This window comes from Coleofasciculus sp. FACHB-542, from assembly GCF_014695825.1.
GTDB lineage: Bacteria > Cyanobacteriota > Cyanobacteriia > Cyanobacteriales > FACHB-T130 > FACHB-T130.
The window spans coordinates 308,018-322,263 of the sequence record NZ_JACJPB010000023.1; the positions used below are offsets into that span (position 1 = coordinate 308,018).

Here is a 14,246-nt window from a genome sequence, read left to right on the forward strand (position 1 = left end):
CTCCCTTTGAAAGGCGTATTTCGCTTATCTAGTCTAGTTTTATGACCTCTACCTAAGGTTAGAACTTTCCCAGAATAATATCTAACTCAAGCAGGCGCGTGAGGAAGTATTTTTTGCTACCTTGTAAGCTTGGTAAAATTTATAAAAGATCATCGCTTGCCACTTATGCAATCACCATCCTCCACATCAGAGGTATCACGACCGTTTTTAACCTGGCAACGGATTCTAGACTGGGCGCAGGAACACTACCGTTATCGGACTTTCAGTAAAGATGAGCGAATTCCAGCTAGACCAGGACTTTTGTATTTAGTCCAACGGGGTGCCGTCCGCTTAGTCGGTACGGCTCAAGTTAGCGCTAACACCAGTTCTTCCGCGGCTAAAGTTCTGCGTTTGAGTCCAGAAGAAGCTTTTTTAGGCTTTGTGGGTGCAGGACAACCGTTTGAAATTGTTGCCCAGTCACCGTTTACCCTTCAGGCTTATGCCCACGTCGATCAAACTTCTGTAGTTTGGATGTACTGGCATGACCTGGACAACTGGCCTCACTTCCGTCGCGAAGTATTTGATGCGTTCCGGTATCAGCACCAGCGCAAGCTACTGTGGCTGAGTACCCTAGGACAGCGACGGACAATCGATCGGCTGTTGGGATTTCTGACACTGTTAATCGAAGAATTTGGCGAACCCCAAGATAGCGGTTACTGTCTGCCATTTCCCCTGACTCATGCCCAAATTGGCAGTGCCATCGGTTCTACCCGTGTCACTGTGACTCGCTTAATGGGTAAGTTACGTCAAAAAGGATTAATCAGAACTCAAGGGGATAATTTGCTCTGTTTACCTGCGTCTGCTTTGAGTGTTAACAATAATTAGCTTTTTGAGCCGATTGCCATCAGTTTGTTGTCCTGACGATTGCTCTTTCATGGCTAGCAGCTCATTAAGGACGAAGGGGTACAAAATCGTAGCCGGTACCGGAGATGGTACCCGGTTGAATGCGGACGAGAATGACGGCAGCATTGCGATCGCCTGACGGTAAAAACCGGACGATGCCCGATGCCCCAGTAGACGAAAAATCCGATGCAATTAGGGATTTTTGGACTCCGATTCGGGTAGGATTGCGCTGCAAGGCTGCAATCAAAGCCTGGGTAGCGTCATAAGACAAAGCGGTACGCCAACTGACATCGCCACCCCAGAGTTGTCGGGATTGGCGGGGAAAGTTAGAAGTCGGATCGCCATTGATATGCCAAGGCACTGCCAGCACCATCTCAACTGCTGCCTCACCGCCCACTTCCAAAGTCTTGGGTGTGTAAACATCATCTCCCCCCAAGAGCTTTAATCGTTTGCGATTTAGCTGCACGACTTGCAGGGCTTTGTCTAAAGTGTCGGTATTCGCTGCTAACATTAGCACCTGGGCACCTTGAGCGATCGCTAGCTCAATACTCCTAGCAGCACTAAAACCCGGTTCGGATAAGTCAAACTCATTCGATACTTGCCCGCCTCCTAAAGATACGGCAGCGACAAATTCCGATTTCAGCGATTGGCTATAAGCACTCCGGGAATTAAAGAAAACGGCTGCATTTTTCCGTTGCAATTTGTTGAGCATATAGTCAGATAATGCCCTGGCTGCTACGTAGTCACTGGGAACCGTCCGAAAAACGTAGCGGCTAAAACCGGAAAGTTTAATTGAGGTGCTGGTCGGGGAAATGACGACTAATTTGCCATCGTTATAAGTAGTTCCTGCCGCCAAAGTGACATCGCTCGAATAAGGGCCGATAACACCCAACACTTCTGGATTATTGACCAAGGCGCTAGCAATTTGTTTGGCAATTTCTGGATTATTATCGTCATTCGCGATCGCTACTTTTACCGGAATTCCTTTAATTCCCCCAGCTTGATTAATTTCAGTTTGAGCTTGAGCGACGCCCCGCAACATTTCTAAAGCTCCATTTACATCCGTGCCAATTGGCACAGAGACGGCAATGGTATAGCTAATTTGCTTGCCGATCCGGGCATTATTGAGATAAATTAAAGTTTCTGGATCGTTGCGATTCGATTGGAGGGATGATTGGAAGTTAGCGATCGCGCTAGCAAAATCCCCGCTTGCAAATGCTTGCACTCCTGCTTGTTTCTCGGAGTTAGCATTCGCCGTTGCTAAAGATTTTTCCCCTATACTAATTCGAGTGCTGATAGAACCTGGTGCGATAGGAACTGGACTTGATTGCACCGAATCAGGGTTTCCCGGAGCAATTGGGGGGCTGGAATTGCTCTTAAACCACCAATAACCAGCCCCCAAAACACCTGCCGTAATCAATAGGGACAGAACAAGAACCGTTGTTTCATTTTTATGGGACATGGATGGTTAAGCAGGAAGAAATAGGGCTTATTGATAAGTCTATTTAAATTATTTTCCGCGTTGAAATATTTAGTTTAAATCACGTTTGAAACGAGAGTAATTAGCGCAGCCTAACAAATCCAGCCTCAGAAATCAGTTGCTGTCCTTGTTCTATCTGCAACAAATTTGCATAAGCTTCACCCGCTTGCTGTTCTCTCTGACCATTCTGTTTAACAATCACAAATAGCTTCCGAGTCAGGGGATATTGACCCGTTTGAAAAGCCTGAATATTCAGCTGATTGCGTTGACTAGGGCACGTTTGCAGCGGCACAAAAGGCTCTTGGTAAGGCGTTACAAATTCACCCGCTCTCCGCCCAACTGGCAAAGGCTTGATACTACATTGTGGAACCACTTCAGGCGCAGAAGCAAAGTAAATTCCTCCAGGGCTACCACCAAGTTTTTGCAGTGCTTGAGTCGTGGTAGAGACAAATTCAACATTGGCACTAAAAGGTTGACCGTTCAAGACTTCTTCCACAAATAGTTCCACCGTTCCTCCAGCATTTGGGGAACGAGAATAGGGTTTAATTGGGATATCCGGGCCGCCTAATTCTTGCCAATTAGTAATCTTGCCCGTATAGATAGATTTCAACTGCTCTAAGGTCAAACCTGGGATATTCAGGTTTGGGTTAACCGCGACTGCCAATCCATCAATTGCGATCGCAATCTCTTTAAGCCCGAACCCTCGCTGCTGTGCCTGGTTATACTCGCTCGTCAGAATCGGTCGGGAGGATTGGGCGAAGTCTATTTTCCCGTCTAGTAACATTCTGATGCCAGCGCCAGAGCTAGCAGGGCCGGTATTTGGCTCAACATAGCGCAGCCGAAACTCAGGTCGCGCCGCTTGCATCCGCGAGTCTACTGCGAGTCGAATCGGTGCCCAAGAGGTGCTGCCACCGTAGCTAAACAGCCCAGTAGGAACGTTCTGCACTTGGGGAAAGCCTTCGCCGGTGGAGGGTGTTGAGCGATTGGGCTGATTTTCCCGATCGTTGGCAGCAGAATCACTGGGGTTGGTGGTTTGGTTTAAACGACCGAGGTCAACACCAGACCGCTTGGTAAACCACCAAAAGCCAGCGCCTAATAAAGCAGCAGTGAGCAGGAGGGCTAAGACGAGAACCGTGGTTTCGTTTTTTTGGGACATGATGGTTACTCAGGAAGCTCACGATTAGCTTAGAGAAAATTAGCCAGTAATTTATAAATTAGGCGAAATAGAGCCGTCACTGCGATCGCGCCTGCTCCAGCCAACATAGCCACAAAGACGACTATCTCAAGGGGAAACCCGTCTCGCAAAACGGGAAAAAACAGCATAATCGCCAGGGTTATTCCTGCAATAATGAATAAATCCAATTTTTCAATGAAGCGTCGGTATTGAGCAAACAACAGACCACCAATCATCATCCCCAACAATCCAACGCTCAGCCCTGGGGATGGCAGCAAACTACCCAAAGCAATAAATAATAATCCGCCTTCAAACCCTGTAAAAGCTGCCCCTCCTAAAACCTCCAGTAGAGAAAATCTCGGTCGAGAGGCGGGTTGAGAAATGGGGGCGGGTGGCTGAGGGGTCGGGGCTGGAGTTGGAGGCGCGGCAGGGGCGGCTGGAGCGGCGACGCGGGTAGGCATCTGAGTCGGTGGTGCCAGAGGAGCAGGGGACGGTAATAAAGAAGTCAGGGCGTGCAGCACTTCATCCGCAGACTGAAACCGTTGATTCGGCGCACTCAAGAGCATCTGGTCTAAAATATCGGCGAAGCGATTCCACTCACTGGCTACCGCTGCGGTAGCGATCGCACCCGCATGAGGTCTCCAATTCCACTGGTTTGTATAGACATCAAATAACTCAGTTGCCTGCTTGCCCGTGAGTAGGATAATGCAAGTCACCGCCAAGGCATACAAATCGGTTGAAGGATACACTTGACCCCCAGCCATTTGCTCTGGCGGTGCAAATCCCATTGAATAAATTCCGGTTGACGATCCACCAGGCGTTGCCTTCGTCACCTGCTTAACAGCACCAAAATCTAAGAGATAAAGCCGACCGTTGCGATGGCGCATAATGTTGGAAAGCTTGATATCTCGGTGGATGGAGCCGCTATCATGAACAAACTTTAGCACCGGCAGGATTTCTCGCAGCAGTAATAACACCTCGTCTGGGGAGAACTTCCCCTTCTGCGCCAGTTCCTCTTCCAAATTATGCCCATCGATGAATTCCTGCACCAGATAGAAAAACTTGTCCTGTTTTCCCGGTTGAATGCTGGGAACTGTGATATCAAAGAAAGCAAACAAGTCGGGAATTTGAGGATGGCTGCCGAGTTCTTCTAAAACTTCTCCTTCCCGTGCAAATAGATTTTGGGCAATTTGTAGCTGATCCGGCGTTAAATCTCCCACTGGCTGAAACTGTTTGACGACGCATCGGCGCATTCCAGGCGTGCGGCGATCGCGTGCCAAAAACGCTGCACCAAATCCCCCTCGTCCTAACAGCTTTGCCGATAGATACCGACCATCTAAAATCAGCTGCATTCCACAGGCGGTGCAATACTTCTGCTGCACCGTTTTGACAAGGTTGTTGTCATCAAGATCGGCAAAAAAATTCAGGGGACGAGGGCAGCCGGGACGGGTACAGTAAATTTCCATGAGGAGTTACTGGTCAAATCCTAATCGATTGTTGCTAATTGCTAATTGTTTAAGAGCTAGTAGCCATACTTCCATTCGCGATTAGCAACTAACAGATGGCTAATACTGGAATTAACTGCCTGCGGAGTTAGGAGCAGCTGCCTTGAACCCATCGGCTTCGATTGGAGTGGATGCTTCCATTTCTCTTCCCCATCCGGGGGAGGCAAAGGCAGGTAAAATTTCTTGGCTAAACGCTTCTGCTGCTTTGGAGCGGTAGCGATTTGGGTTCACAATCACCCATAGCATCCGCTTGACCACTACCTCTTCAATTTTTGCGTAGTGGAGGATGCCCATTTGCAACTCTTTTTCGATCGCCGATAGGGAGACAAACGACGCCCCAAGTCCTGCCTGCACGGCATTTTTAATTGCCTCAATCGAGTTAAGTTCCATCTCTATTTTGAGGCGTCGGGTATCGATACCACAGCGAGTTAGCACTTGGTCAATCACCTTGCGGATGGTGGATTGGGAGTCTAAGGCAATGAACTGCAATTTGTAAAGATCGTCTTTTTGGATAGTCCCAATTTTGGCGAGGGGATGTAAAGCTGGCAAGATCAGCGCTAGTTCATCTTCAGCATAAGGAATAATTTTTAGTGCTTCTTGTAGTTCGGAAGGAACCTCTCCCCCAATGATTGCCAGGTCAACTTGCCCGTTGGCGACACTCCACGCCGTGCGGCGCGTCGAGTGAACGTGTAATTGTACTGCTACATCTGGATACTGCTGGCGGAACATCCCAATCATTCGGGGCAGTAAGTAGGTTCCTGTCGTCTGCGAAGCTCCTATAATCAGGGTGCCACCCTGGAGATTTTGCAAGTCTTCAATGGCGCGGCAGGTTTCTTGACAAAGCGTCAAGATTTTTTCGCCGTAGCTGAGAAGTAGGTGCCCTGCTTCCGTCAGTTGTGCCCTGCGTCCTCCCCGGTCAAACAACGGCACATCCAACTGCCGCTCTAAGTTTTGGACTTGGAGGCTGACAGCGGGTTGCGAGACGTACAGGCTATCGGCGGCACGCTTGAAGCTTCCCTCGGCGGCGATCGCTTTAAGAATGCGGAGTTGGTCTAAAGTGAAAGGAAGGTCAGACATACAGGCTTTACCTGAAAAGGGAAAGGAGCGACTGAGGCATAAAGCTCGGCGATCTGTTAGCTTTTTGTCGGTTGTCAGTTGTCAGTTGTTGGTTACTGCTGACATTTGACCGATGACCCATCACCAATGACCGAAGGATCGCTAAGCGCTCTCTTGCGAGAGATGGGGCTGGACTCAAGCGATTGATAGCCCACTTCGTTGTAAAGCCTCTCAGTCATCGACAGTAACACAACACGAGATCAAGTCTCTCAGGGAATACTTGGGGGGTCTATTTTCTACTGGAAATTACGTAAAAGTTTATGAATTTCTTTCGCGTTCTGACTCCTAGCCACTACATAATGCTGGGACTGCTTTTTGGGTTTGCGATCGCTCACAGTGGTCTCGCTGCGCTGCGTCCTTGGGGCGAAAAAAAAATCGGCCCCCGCCTCTACCGCATCCTATTTGCCCTCGTCAGTCTTCCTCTAGCAGTGGTGTTGATCGTTTACTTCATTAATCATCGTTATGATGGGCTGCAACTGTGGCAAGTTCAGGGCGTCCCCGGCGTTCAGTCGGTGGTGTGGGTGCTTTCGGCTATCTCATTTCTGTTTCTTTATCCAGCGACTTTCAACTTGCTAGAAATTGCCGCCATCGAAAAGCCTCAAGTGCATCTTTACGAAACCGGCATTATCCGCATCACCAGGCATCCTCAAATGGTTGGACAGGTGATTTGGTGTATTGCCCATACGCTTTGGGTTGGCACGACGTTTACCCTCTTAACTTCAGTAGGGCTAGTGCTGCATCATTTATTCGCAGTTTGGCATGGCGATCGCCGTCTCTTGGCTCGCTATGGGGAAGCTTTCGAGGCTGTGAAAGCTCGCACCTCTGTTGTCCCCTTCCAGGCGCTCCTAGAAGGGCATCAAACCCTGAAATGGCAAGAGTTTCTCCGCCCTGCGTATCTGGGGGTCACTGCTTTCATTCTGCTGTTGTGGTGGGCGCACCCCTGGTTGATCCAGGCGACAGGTGTTGTCAGATGGTAGTGTGAGTTCCGCAATTATGCTGAGCCACGCGATCCCAAATGGATGTAGCATGATTCCAAATAACTTTCAGCTTAATTACGCTCTGGTTCTACCGCCTTAGCTTCCCCATAGATGCCTAGACGTAGTAGATACGCACTGGCATACCAGTTGCGCTAGAGTAAGCTGAAGGATTTTACTTCATTGTTTATTGTTCCACTTCCTCCTTTTGGCTGACTTTCAATAGTAAAAGCGAATAAAACTAGAGGGATCATGGTGCTTTCTGTTAACGAACGGACGTTTACACAAGAAGTTTTAGAATCTTCCACCCCAGTCCTAGTTCATTTTTGGGCACCCTGGTGTGGATTATGTCGGCTAATTAACCCCCTCCTGACTAGAGTTCAATCTGAATGGGGCGAACAAGTCAAATTAGTTGGAATTAATGCCGATCAAAATTTAAAACTGGCGAATACTTATCGCCTCCAGACTCTACCCACGATCGTTCTGATTGAAAACGGCAAGGTAGTTCACCGCATTGATAGCTTTCAAGGGCGGGATGATTTACGCATGGCATTAGAAAAAATTATGGTAAGTTATTTGCCAAATTCTGCCTGAAGTTGGAGATAGCTGCTCCTATCCAAGATAAATAGGACTGACGCAGAGATCCCCTTTACATCCGCCGATAAAGCAGGGAATTGTCCGGTTCCCCGTTTTCAAGGGGGGTTCGGGGGATCTCGGTTTCAAGCTTTCAGTGCGTAAATCATGATAAATTTTTTTGCTGCTTGTAACTTTTCAACCTGAATGCAACGTTTTACCCGTTCTTAAACCCACCGATTCTCTCTATCGGTGGGTTTAATTTTTGGCTGACAGGTTTCTGGCTGTCTAAACTGTTAGTTATAAATACTTTAGAGACCGTCTGTGTCACAATGTAAACGGTCTTACCAAGTTAGTGAAGAAATATAAAGTAGGCGTCAGTGATGGAACTGCTCTATCAGTATGCCTGGATCATCCCAGTCCTGCCGCTAGCTGGGGCGATGCTGGTTGGTCTGGGACTAATCTCGATTAATCGATTTACCAACAGTCTGCGGCAGTTCAACGCCGTGGTTATAGTCTCCCTGCTAGGGGCGGCGATGAGTTTCTCCTTGGCGTTGCTCTGGAGTCAAATTCAAGGTCATGCTACCTATACTCGTAGCCTGGAGTGGGCAGCCGCGGGAAATTTTCACCTGAATATGGGCTACACGATTGACCACTTGACGGCCCTGATGCTGGTCATCGTGACGACAGTTGCCTTCCTGGTGATGATTTACACCGATGGCTACATGGCTCACGATCCGGGGTATGTGCGCTTCTATGCCTATCTGAGCCTGTTTAGTTCCTCCATGTTGGGTTTGGTGGTCAGCCCCAACTTGGTACAGGTTTATATTTTCTGGGAACTGGTCGGTATGTGTTCTTACCTACTGATCGGATTCTGGTATGACCGGAAGGCAGCAGCCGATGCTTGCCAAAAGGCTTTTGTCGTCAACCGCGTCGGCGACTTCGGGCTGTTGTTAGGGATGCTGGGGCTGTACTGGGCGACGGGCAGCTTTGAATTCGACGTGATAGGCGATCGCTTGCAAGCATTTGTCGCATCAGGCTACCTAAGTACCGGCCTTGCGGCTCTGTTTGCCATCTTAGTGTTTATGGGACCAGTGGCAAAATCTGCTCAGTTCCCGTTGCACGTCTGGCTACCAGATGCGATGGAAGGCCCTACCCCCATCAGCGCCCTGATTCACGCGGCAACGATGGTGGCTGCGGGCGTCTTCCTAATTGCGCGGATGTATCCCGTGTTTGAAGGCATCCCAGTGGCAATGAACGTGATTGCCTGGACGGGTGCCTTTACTGCATTTTTGGGGGCAACCATTGCCATTACCCAAAACGACATCAAGAAAGGTCTCGCTTATTCCACCATGTCCCAGCTGGGCTACATGGTAATGGCAATGGGCGTCGGTGCCTATACTGCTGGTCTGTTCCACCTGATGACACACGCCTACTTCAAGGCGATGCTGTTTTTAGGTTCTGGTTCTGTGATTCACGGCATGGAATCAGTCGTGGGTCACGATCCCGCCTTGGCTCAGGATATGCGGATGATGGGCGGACTGCGGAAGTATATGCCGATTACCTCCCTCACCTTTTTGATCGGAACTCTGGCAATTAGTGGAATTCCGCCTTTTGCTGGCTTTTGGTCGAAAGACGAAATTCTAGGGAGTGCTTTTGGGGCAAATCCGGCGCTGTGGTTCGTCGGTTGGCTGACGGCGGGAATGACTGCTTTCTATATGTTCCGGATGTATTTCCGGACGTTTGAGGGCAAATTCCGAGGGCATGAATCAGGCATCAAGCAGGAACTACTAGGGGCGACTAAATCTCCCCAGGTTGAATTTGCTTTTGGCCCTGGGGCGATGGATACCAGAGAGTTATCCTCCAAAGCCCATGACAGCCATGATGACCACGGTCATAGCGAGTATCCGCACGAGTCGCCGCTGACGATGACGCTGCCCCTGATTGTTCTGGCGGTGCCGTCGATGCTGATTGGTTTGGTTGGGACGCCTTTCCACAATTATTTTGAGGAATTCATTCACGCCCCCGGCGAACCGCTGACTGAGGTGCTGGAAAAAGCCACTGAGTTTGATTTGACAGAATTTCTGATCATGGGGGGTAATTCGGTCGGAATTGCCTTGATTGGAATTACGCTGGCTTCTCTGATGTACTTGAGAGGCAAGATCGATCCCGCTGCGATCGCTGCTAAAATCCCCTTCTTTTACAAGCTGTCGCTCAACAAGTGGTATTTCGACGAAATCTATGACACCCTCTTCGTTCAAGGGTGCCGTCGCTTAGCGCGACAAGTCATGGAAGTGGATTTCCGCGTGGTTGATGGCGCAGTCAACTTCACCGGCTTAGCGACGCTGTTGAGTGGTGAAAGTCTGAAATACTTTGAAACTGGTCGCGTCCAATTCTATGCCCTGATTGTGTTTGGGGCGGTGCTAGTGGGCGTGATTGTCTTTGGTGTGACTTAAATTTAGAAACCGCTCGCTGTGTGTTTCTATCCGCTGTCAACAAAAGATAAAAGGAAAAAGCTGAAAACTTTTTCCTTTTTCCTTTTTAAGTACACTTACTCATAGCTGACAGCTAAACCTTGTTGCTCACGATTTGATATCTCATGAATACAGCTAATTTTCCTTGGCTGACTTTTATCATCCTGTTCCCCATCGCGGCATCCCTGTTGCTTCCGTTGATACCAGATAAAGATGGTAAGACGGTACGCTGGTACGCCCTCATTATTGGGCTGATTGATTTCGTGGTGATGGTTTATGCCTTCTATACTCAGTACGACTTTTCTAATCCCGGTCTGCAACTGGTGGAAAGTTACTCCTGGGTACCCCAAATCGACTTAAGGTGGTCGGTGGGCGTAGATGGCTTATCAATGCCGCTAGTCTTGCTCACCGGCTTTATCACCACCCTGGCGACTTTGGCAGCGTGGCCCGTGACGTTTAAGCCGAAGCTGTTTTACTTTTTGCTCCTGGCGATGTACGGCGGTCAGATTGCAGTGTTTGCGGTCCAGGATATGCTGTTGTTTTTCCTGGTGTGGGAACTGGAACTGATTCCGGTGTACCTGCTGCTGGCAATTTGGGGCGGTAAGAAGCGTTTGTACGCGGCTACCAAGTTCATTCTTTATACGGCTGGCGGGTCGCTGTTCATTTTAGTAGCCGCCTTGGCGATGGCGTTCTACGGCGATACCGTGACGTTTGATATGAGGGCGATCGCTGCCAAGGATTACCCCCTAACTTTCCAACTCTGGATCTATGCAGGGTTTCTGATTGCCTACGGCGTCAAGTTGCCGATTATTCCCCTGCATACTTGGCTACCAGATGCTCACGGCGAAGCGACTGCACCTGTGCATATGTTGCTAGCGGGAATTCTTCTGAAGATGGGCGGTTATGCTCTGATTCGGATGAATGCCCAGATGCTACCCGATGCTCATGCCGTGTTCGCGCCCGTTTTGGTAATTTTGGGCGTTACCAACATCATCTACGCCGCCCTAACCTCGTTTGCCCAGCGTAATCTGAAACGGAAAATCGCTTATTCCTCGATTTCCCACATGGGATTTGTGCTGATTGGAATTGCCACGTTTACTGACTTGGGTTTGAGCGGTGCAGTGCTGCAAATGGTTTCCCACGGTTTGATTGGGGCAAGCTTGTTCTTCCTTGTGGGAGCCACTTATGACCGCACCCACACCCTGATGCTGGATGAAATGGGCGGCGTCGGGCTGAGGATGAAAAAGATGTTTGCCATGTGGACGACTTGTGCCCTCGCGTCATTAGCATTGCCAGGGATGAGCGGATTTGTGGCAGAGATAATGGTGTTTGTCGGCTTTGCGACCAGCGATGCTTATAACCCCACTTTCAAGGTCGTGGTGGTCTTTCTAGCCGCCGTTGGCGTGATTCTGACCCCCATCTACCTACTCTCGATGCTGCGGGAAATTTGCTACGGGCCGGAGAATAAGGAATTAGTGGAACACGAAGCCTTGATCGATGCGGAACCACGAGAGGTGTTCATCATCGCCTGTCTGTTGGTGCCGATTATTGGCATTGGCTTGTACCCCAAAATCCTGACTCAAATTTACGACGCAACCACTTTGCAGCTGACGGAGCGACTGCGAGGTTCAGTTCCGACGCTGGCGAGTGGGCGACAGGTTCCGACCCAAGCACAGGCGGATATTCCCCTGTTGTCGTTGCGGGCACCAGAAATCGGCAATCGCTAGAGAATTCAAAGGTGAAAAATCGCAAAAATTTTCTTGAGGTTTGAATTTTCAGCTTGCTAAATTTTCATAATCAATAATCCTTTTTGGGGCGGAATTAAATATCCGCCCTTTTTGTTAAAAATTACGAATTCATCGGCAATAGTATCAAATGTGTGATGGCGGATGCAGGGGAATTTCTATCAGAAATTGCGCCCCCTGACCGGGCGCTGAAATACATTTGAGTTGACCGCCGTGTTTTTCGACCACAATTTGATAGCTAATCGACAACCCAAGCCCTGTGCCAATACCGACAGGCTTAGTTGTGAAGAAAGGATCGAAAAGTCGCTTTCTGACTTCCTCTGCCATTCCTGGCCCATTGTCGGAAATCTTGATTACGACTCGGTTATTTGTCAACACGTCGGTACGAATCCGAATGATACTGGTGTCGGCTTTGATTTGTTCAAGCGATCGCTTTTTATTGGACTCATCCAAAGCATCAACTGCATTGGTGAGAAGATTCATAAATACTTGGTTGAGCTGCCCTGGATAGCACTCTACTTTAGGTAGGTTGCCATATTCTTTGATTAGCTGGATAGGGGGATGATCTGGTTTGGATTTGAAGCGGTTTTGCAGAATTAGGAGCGTACTTTCGATGCCTTCATGAATATCTACCAGTTTCATCTCGGCTTCGTCAAGGCGGGAGAAATTGCGTAAGCTACGCACAATCTCACAAATGCGCTCTGCCCCCACATTCATTGAAGAAAGTAATTTAGGCAAGTCCTTGATGAGAAAATCTAGGTCAATCGCGGCAATTTCGTCTTGAATTTCTGGCGTTGGATGGGGATATTGCTGTTGATATAGTTGCAGCAACCCAAGAATGTCTCGCGTGTATTCGCTCGCTGGGGCTAAATTTCCGTAGATGAAGTTAACGGAATTATTGATTTCATGCGCGACTCCAGCCACTAACTGACCCAAACTGGACATTTTTTCACTTTGAACCAGTTGAGACTGAGTACGTTGGAGTTCCTGAAGCGTGGTTTCGAGCCGGGTGGCGTGCGCTTGCGCGATCGCTGCGGCTTCACGAGTTTGAGTATAAAGTTCTGCTTGGTTAATCGCGATCGCGACTTGGTCGCAAACCGCCGAAAGCAGTTCCACTTCATCGTCATGCCAAGTTCGAGGACTGCTAAATTGACCGCAGGCAACTACACCAAGTTCGCCCGTGCGAGTCATTATCGGAAAATTTAGTATAGAAACGTACCCCAGCGATTGGAAGAACTGCCGTGAATTGGGGTCGGTTAACGCTTCAATATTATCCAAATGGATGATTTCTCGGTTTAAGAGTTGTCTTACTTGAAAACTGGTCGGTTCCTCTGGATAGCAACCCAGAAAGCTAGGCAAATTGTCTACCTTCGCTTCATGCAATATCTCCCAACTTGCCGATTCACCATTGGGACGATACCACATGAAAAGGCACTGCTCAATTTGCAGCAGCCTGCGGATTTCCTGCACGGCTGTTTCCAAGATGGTATTGAGATCCAGCGAACTGCGAATTTGACTAGCAAGACGATTGAGTAGTTCTTCTCGCTGCGCGAGTTCTCGGAACCGAGCTTCTGATTGCCGCAACGCTTCCTCCACCTGCTTGAGAGCGCTGATATTACTTCCGGTGCCGATAATTCGATAGATCCGACCCGCAGCATCCCGCAGTGGAGTTAAAGTCGTTAGCCAATAAGTGTCTACACCCTGCAAGGGAATGCAATCCTCGTAAAAAGTACATTCTCCTGCGACGAGACATTTTGTATATCTCTCATGCAAAGAATTACCTAACTCTAAACCAAATAGTTCATGGGGAGTTTTGCCCATCGCTTGGGCACTACTGATGCCAGTAACCATCGCTATCGGTCGATTCCAGCTAAGGTAGCGAAAAACCCCTTGGGCGTCCACATCTAAAACAAAGATGGCGTTTTCCACGCCCTCGTAGATGGAATGGAAAAAGTCCTCACTTTGGATCATCTCTGCCGACAGGATCAATCCACCCCTTTCCCCGCTAGGGTGCTTCCAAGGATGCAGGCTCCACTTTATCGGCACCGAGGAACCGTCAGGGCAAACAAAGCTACTTTCCTGGTACTCTTCTACACTCGCCCCAGTTAAAACTAGCTCAGCCTTGTGCCGCCATTGGTCGGGAAGGTGAGGAAAAACTTCGTAATGCGATCGCCCAATCAGATTTTGCTCATCTAGCCCGTAATCGATTAGCCACTGACGAGAAGCGAGCAAGTAACGCATCTGGCGATCGCACATCGCTACGGCAGCAGGTGTATGTTGCAAAAATAGCCCAAACAGCTCTAAATTGTCTGAGGCGTTCATA

Annotated in this window: 10 protein-coding genes; 5 read left to right on the top strand and 5 right to left on the bottom strand. The window is 49.0% G+C overall.

The genetic code is table 11. From position 1 onward, the window contains the following. The first annotated feature begins 165 nt into the window (after positions 1–165). Positions 166–864, top strand: coding sequence for a Crp/Fnr family transcriptional regulator (locus H6F52_RS07535; protein WP_190413159.1), 699 nt, complete (start codon positions 166–168; stop codon positions 862–864). A gap of 64 nt (positions 865–928) precedes the next feature. Here the strand turns inward: H6F52_RS07535 and H6F52_RS07540 are convergent, their stop codons facing one another. The 4 genes from H6F52_RS07540 to H6F52_RS07555 all read right to left on the bottom strand — a co-directional run bounded on the left by H6F52_RS07540 (position 929) and on the right by H6F52_RS07555 (position 6,118). Continuing rightward, on the bottom strand, positions 929–2,344 hold the full coding sequence (locus H6F52_RS07540; RefSeq protein ID WP_190533304.1) for an ABC transporter substrate-binding protein: 1,416 nt from the start codon (positions 2,342–2,344) through the stop codon (positions 929–931). Between the two features lie 100 nt (positions 2,345–2,444). Beyond that, entirely contained in the window at positions 2,445–3,518 is a 1,074-nt protein-coding gene (locus H6F52_RS07545; RefSeq protein WP_190533307.1) for a PstS family phosphate ABC transporter substrate-binding protein, read from the bottom strand. A 29-nt stretch (positions 3,519–3,547) separates the two neighbouring features. Then, positions 3,548–5,002: a serine/threonine-protein kinase gene (locus H6F52_RS07550; protein ID WP_190533309.1), complete on the bottom strand. Its 1,455-nt coding sequence runs from the start codon at positions 5,000–5,002 to the stop codon at positions 3,548–3,550. A gap of 111 nt (positions 5,003–5,113) precedes the next feature. Further along, a complete protein-coding gene (locus H6F52_RS07555; RefSeq protein ID WP_190413151.1) occupies positions 5,114–6,118 on the bottom strand; it encodes a LysR family transcriptional regulator in 1,005 nt (334 codons plus the stop codon). A gap of 299 nt (positions 6,119–6,417) precedes the next feature. On the opposite strand from H6F52_RS07555, the gene H6F52_RS07560 reads away from it, so the two are divergent. From H6F52_RS07560 to H6F52_RS07575, 4 genes are all read left to right on the top strand, one after another. Then, complete coding sequence (locus H6F52_RS07560; RefSeq protein WP_190413149.1) at positions 6,418–7,134, top strand: NnrU family protein; 717 nt, start codon at positions 6,418–6,420, stop codon at positions 7,132–7,134. A 249-nt stretch (positions 7,135–7,383) separates the two neighbouring features. Then, positions 7,384–7,725, top strand: a complete 342-nt coding sequence (locus H6F52_RS07565) for a thioredoxin domain-containing protein (protein WP_190413147.1) — start codon at positions 7,384–7,386, stop codon at positions 7,723–7,725. A 362-nt stretch (positions 7,726–8,087) separates the two neighbouring features. After that, a complete protein-coding gene (locus H6F52_RS07570; RefSeq protein ID WP_190533311.1) occupies positions 8,088–10,160 on the top strand; it encodes an NAD(P)H-quinone oxidoreductase subunit 5 in 2,073 nt (690 codons plus the stop codon). A gap of 143 nt (positions 10,161–10,303) precedes the next feature. After that, positions 10,304–11,905, top strand: a complete 1,602-nt coding sequence (locus H6F52_RS07575; protein WP_190427834.1) for an NAD(P)H-quinone oxidoreductase subunit 4 — start codon at positions 10,304–10,306, stop codon at positions 11,903–11,905. Positions 11,906–12,049: 144 nt separating this feature from the next. Here H6F52_RS07575 and H6F52_RS07580 read toward each other — a convergent pair whose 3' ends face one another. After that, positions 12,050–14,245, bottom strand: a complete 2,196-nt coding sequence (locus H6F52_RS07580) for a PAS domain-containing protein (protein ID WP_190533314.1) — start codon at positions 14,243–14,245, stop codon at positions 12,050–12,052. Position 14,246: the final 1 nt, after the last annotated feature.